Origin of the sequence: Kitasatospora sp. MBT63 (genome assembly GCF_000710465.2) — a bacterium.
Taxonomy (GTDB): domain Bacteria; phylum Actinomycetota; class Actinomycetes; order Streptomycetales; family Streptomycetaceae; genus Kitasatospora.
Genome location: NZ_JAIZ01000718.1, coordinates 1 through 4,436 on the forward strand (window position 1 = coordinate 1; position 4,436 = coordinate 4,436).

General features: G+C 73.0%; 4 protein-coding genes. 1 reads left to right on the top strand and 3 read right to left on the bottom strand.

Features of this window, described 5'->3' with window-relative positions; genetic code table 11:
• From AA75_RS37250 to AA75_RS37260, 3 genes are all read right to left on the bottom strand, one after another.
• The coding region (locus AA75_RS37250) for an AAA family ATPase (RefSeq protein WP_233289354.1) at positions 1–392 on the bottom strand (392 nt) is incomplete at its 3' end.
• A gap of 202 nt (positions 393–594) precedes the next feature.
• Positions 595–1,260, bottom strand: a complete 666-nt coding sequence (locus AA75_RS37255) for an NUDIX hydrolase (protein ID WP_051814090.1) — start codon at positions 1,258–1,260, stop codon at positions 595–597.
• 110 nt (positions 1,261–1,370) lie between these two features.
• Positions 1,371–3,053 carry a CTP synthase gene (locus AA75_RS37260; RefSeq protein ID WP_304441510.1) on the bottom strand — a complete coding sequence of 561 codons (1,683 nt, stop codon included), beginning with the start codon at positions 3,051–3,053 and terminating at the stop codon, positions 1,371–1,373.
• A 731-nt stretch (positions 3,054–3,784) separates the two neighbouring features.
• Between AA75_RS37260 and AA75_RS52885 the strand changes: the two genes are divergently transcribed.
• A partial coding sequence (locus AA75_RS52885; RefSeq protein ID WP_233289357.1) for a trehalase-like domain-containing protein occupies positions 3,785–4,436 on the top strand: 652 nt, incomplete at its 3' end.

The window sequence follows — 4,436 nt, forward strand, 5'->3', positions numbered from 1 at the left end:
CGCAGCGCCGCACAGGCCGGGTCCTCGGCCCCGGGGTCGGCGGGCAGCAGCCCCTCGGGCACCGCGTCCAGCTGCTCCAGCAGGCGGCGGGCGGCCCGGCCGGGCTCGACCGGGCTGCCGTCGGGTGCGGACAGCCGGGCGAACAGCAGGCCGTCCGGGAACTCGGCGGCCGCGGTGCGGGCGTACCGGACGGCGAGCGCGGTGCGGCCCGAACCGGGCCTGCCCGCGAGCACCACCAGCCGGCCGCGGCCCGGCACCGGCCGCGCGGCGGCGGCCGCCAGCGCGGCCAGCTCGGTACGGCGGCCGACGAACGGCTCCGCCCCCGCGGGCAGCATGTCGGTCACCTGGGACCCGGGGGGCGGTGCGTCCACCGTCGCCGTCTTCCTCGCCACCTGCGCCACTCCCGACCAGTCGCCCAGCAGACCGGGCCCGGTACGAGGGACCCTGTCCGCGAAGCGTAGTTCGCGCGCACCGCGGTGCCGAGCTGCCGCCCGGTAGTACCAACGGGCAAATCACCCCGGCGGATCAACAACCGCCACCGGACGCACCCGAACGGCGGCGGCCCGGCGGCGCGGGCCCGGACGGGGTGCCGCGTCAGGCGGCCGGGAAGGGACGGGCCGGCCACGGCACGTCGGCCGGCCGCAGCGAGTCCAGGCCCGGGCCGGTGAGGGCCGCGTACAGCGCGAGGGTGCCGGTGATCAGGGTCGGGTTGTGCAGTCCGCCGGCCAGGATCAGCCGGACCAGCTCCTCGACCGGCACCCGGGCGGTCTCGATCTCCAGCTCCTCGCCGTGCGCGGCGTAGCGCTCGCCCTCGGCGTCGGCCAGGTCGGTCGCCAGGAACAGCCGCAGCGCCTCGTCGGTGCCGCCGGGCGAGGTGTAGAAGTCCACCAGGACGCGCCACCGGCGGGCCCGCAGGTGGGCCTCCTCGTAGAGCTCGCGCTGGGCGGCGTGCAGCGGGTTCTCCCCCGGCACGTCCAGCAGGCCGGCCGGCAGTTCCCACAACCGCTGGCGCACCGGGTGGCGGTACTGGCGCAGGATCAGCACCCGCTGCTGGTCGTCGAGGGCGAGCACCGAGACCGAGCCGGGGTGCGTCTGGTAGTCGCGGCGGGCGTAGCTGCCGTCGGGCATCAGGACCTCGTCCGTCCGCACCCCCGTGACCCGGCCCTGGAACGGGGTCTCGGTGGCCCGGACCGGCCACTGCTCCTCCAGGTCCCGGATCTGCTGCTGCACCTCGGTCGTGGACTGCTGCACGTCGGTCATCGCGAATCCCCTTTTCGTCAGTGCGACACAATCTATGCCATCGCCGCCGGGGACGGACAACACGACGGCGGCCACTCGGGGGATCCCCGGGTGGCCGCCGTCGGGTGCGACTACGCCTGCTCGGCGCCGGTCTTGATCTTGATGGCGGCCGCCACCAGACCCGCGAACAGCGGGTGCGGGCGGGTCGGACGCGACTTCAGCTCCGGGTGCGCCTGGGTGGCGACCAGGTAGGGGTGGACCTCGCGCGGGTACTCGACGTACTCGACCAGGTCGCCCTTGGGGGACAGGCCGGAGAACTGCAGGCCGGTCTTCTCCAGGTCGGCGCGGTAGGCGTTGTTGACCTCGTAGCGGTGGCGGTGGCGCTCGTCCACGTACTGCTCGCCGCCGTAGACCTCGCGCACGATCGAGCCCTCGGCGAGCTTGGCCGGGTACAGGCCCAGGCGCATGGTGCCGCCCAGGTCGCCCTTGCCGTCGACGATCGCCAGCTGCTCGGCCATGGTGGAGATGACCGGGTACTTGGCGGCCGCGTCGAACTCGGTGGAGTTGGCCTCCGGCAGGCCGGCCAGGTTGCGGGCCGCCTCGATGACCACGCACTGCAGACCCAGGCACAGGCCCAGCAGCGGGACCTTGTTCTCCCGGGCGAAGGTGATCGCGGCGACCTTGCCGTCCACCCCGCGGTCACCGAAGCCGCCGGGGATGCAGACCGCGTCCACGTCGCCGAGCTGCTCCTGGGCGCCCTCGGGGGTCAGGCAGTCGTCCGAGGCGACCCACTTGATCTCGACCCGCGCGTTGTTGGCGAAACCGCCCGCGCGCAGCGCCTCGGTGACCGACAGGTACGCGTCGGGCAGGTCGATGTACTTGCCGACCAGCGCGACCTTGACGATGTGCTGGGGCTCGTGGACCCGGCGCAGCAGGTCGTCCCAGACGGTCCAGTCCACGTCCCGGAAGGCCAGGTCGAGGCGGCGCACCACGTAGGCGTCCAGGCCCTCGCCGTGCAGCACCTTGGGGATGTCGTAGATCGACTTGGCGTCGATGGCCGCGACCACGGCCTCCTCGTCCACGTCGCACATCAGCGAGATCTTGCGCTTGATGGCCTGCGGCACCTCGCGGTCGGCGCGCAGCACGATGGCGTCCGGCTGGATGCCGATGTTGCGCAGGGCCGCGACCGAGTGCTGGGTCGGCTTGGTCTTCAGCTCGCCCGAGGGGCCGATGTACGGCAGCAGGGAGACGTGCACGAAGAACACGTTGTCCCGGCCGACCTCGTGGCGGACCTGGCGGACCGCCTCCAGGAACGGCAGCGACTCGATGTCACCGACGGTGCCGCCGACCTCGGTGATCACCACGTCCACGTCCTCGGTCGCCATCCGGCGGATCCGGGACTTGATCTCGTTGGTGATGTGCGGGATGACCTGGACGGTGTCGCCCAGGTACTCGCCGCGGCGCTCCTTGGCGATCACCGTGGAGTAGACCTGGCCGGTGGTGACGTTGGCCGAGCCGTGCAGGTTGGTGTCCAGGAACCGCTCGTAGTGGCCGATGTCCAGGTCGGTCTCGGCGCCGTCGTCGGTGACGAAGACCTCGCCGTGCTGGAACGGGTTCATGGTGCCCGGGTCCACGTTCAGGTACGGGTCGAGCTTCTGCATGGTCACGCGCAGGCCGCGCGCCTTGAGCAGCGCACCGAGGCTCGAGGCGGTGAGGCCCTTGCCGAGCGAAGAGGCGACACCCCCGGTGACGAAGAGGTGCTTGGTCGTCACGGCGCGGCTGCTGGCCGCCTTGCCGGAATGGGGCTGTGCCAAGAGGGGGCTCCCGTGGGTCGCGTGTCGAGGGTGACGCCGGTGGGCGGTTCACCCGGGCGGTCCGCCGTCGCCCCGACGAGGAGCGGCCCTCCCTTCGTGACGGGGAGGAGGTGCTCGGCCGGGAGGCCCGGCGGGGTCGTCGAGTCGGCGGATCCGAGGTGGTTTTCCCACCAGTCCACGGGATACCAGGGTATCAGCGACCTGGACAGGACGCGTTCGGCCGGGGCCCGGCGCGCCCGCCGGCGCCCGTCACGGGCGGCTCGCCGCAGCGCGCGGGCGGGTGGTGCGGATGGCCCGGAAGGATCATCTCCGGATGGCCGGACCGGGTGGTTTCGCGCGGCCGCGGCGCACGTCACTGTTGATCTATTGGTGTGAGTGCGTCCGGACCGGAGCCGCTGCGCGTGCCCCGGCCCGGCCACTCGACGTATCCTGCACGGACGCATCGCCGACAGCAGAGCACGCGGAGGGCGAGGGGGTCCGGACGGCACCTCTCGGTCCCCGATGCGCGACCGGAACCTCCCGTACCAGTTCCTCCCGCTCGCCCCAGGGGCCCACCACAACCCCGTGCGGTCACCCCGCGAGTCCCTCCACACCCACGGGTCTCACAGTGCCGCCCCGAGCACTCCGGCCCCGCAGACCCCGCGCTCCACCGTCGGTCGTCGCCGAGCACAAATTGCGAACTGGAGATCCACGTGGCCGGCCGTATCGAGGACTACGCACTCATCGGGGACATGCAGACCGCCGCGCTCGTCAGCAGGGACGGCGCGGTCGACTGGCTCTGCCTGCCGAGATTCGACTCGCCGGCCGTCTTCGCGGGCCTGCTCGGCACCGATGAACACGGCTTCTGGCGGATCGGCCCCGCAGAACCGGTGACCAGCCCCTCGGCCCCGCCCGCACCGCACGACGCCCTCACCGACACCGGCGACCTGCGGATCCCCCCGGTCACCGCCGCCGCCCCCGCCCTGCCCAGCGACCGCCGCCGCTACCGCGGCGACTCGCTGATCCTGGAGAACGAGTGGGACACCCAGGGCGGCAGCGTCCGGGTGATCGACTTCATGCCGCCCCGGCACCTGCTCGGCACCCCCGACGTCCCGCAGATGATCCGCATCGTCGAAGGCATCAAGGGCCGGGTCCGGATGCGCTCCGCCGTGCGCATGCGGTTCAGCTACGGCCGGATCGTGCCCTGGGTGCACCGGGTCGAGCAGGCCGACGGCGGCCACCGCACGGTCGCCGTGGCCGGCCCCGACTCGGTCTGGCTCGACGGCGTCGCCGAGACCTACGGCCGCGACCTGACCACCTACGCCGACTTCACCGTCGGCGAGGGCGAACGGATCGCCTTCGCCCTCACCTGGCAGGCCTCCCACCTGCCCGCCCCCGCCGCAC

Excerpts from the sequence above, each read along its gene's own strand:
- AA75_RS37255 (WP_051814090.1), bottom strand. The coding sequence starts at position 1,260 with ATGACCGACGTGCAGCAGTCCACGACCGAGGTGCAGCAGCAGATCCGG.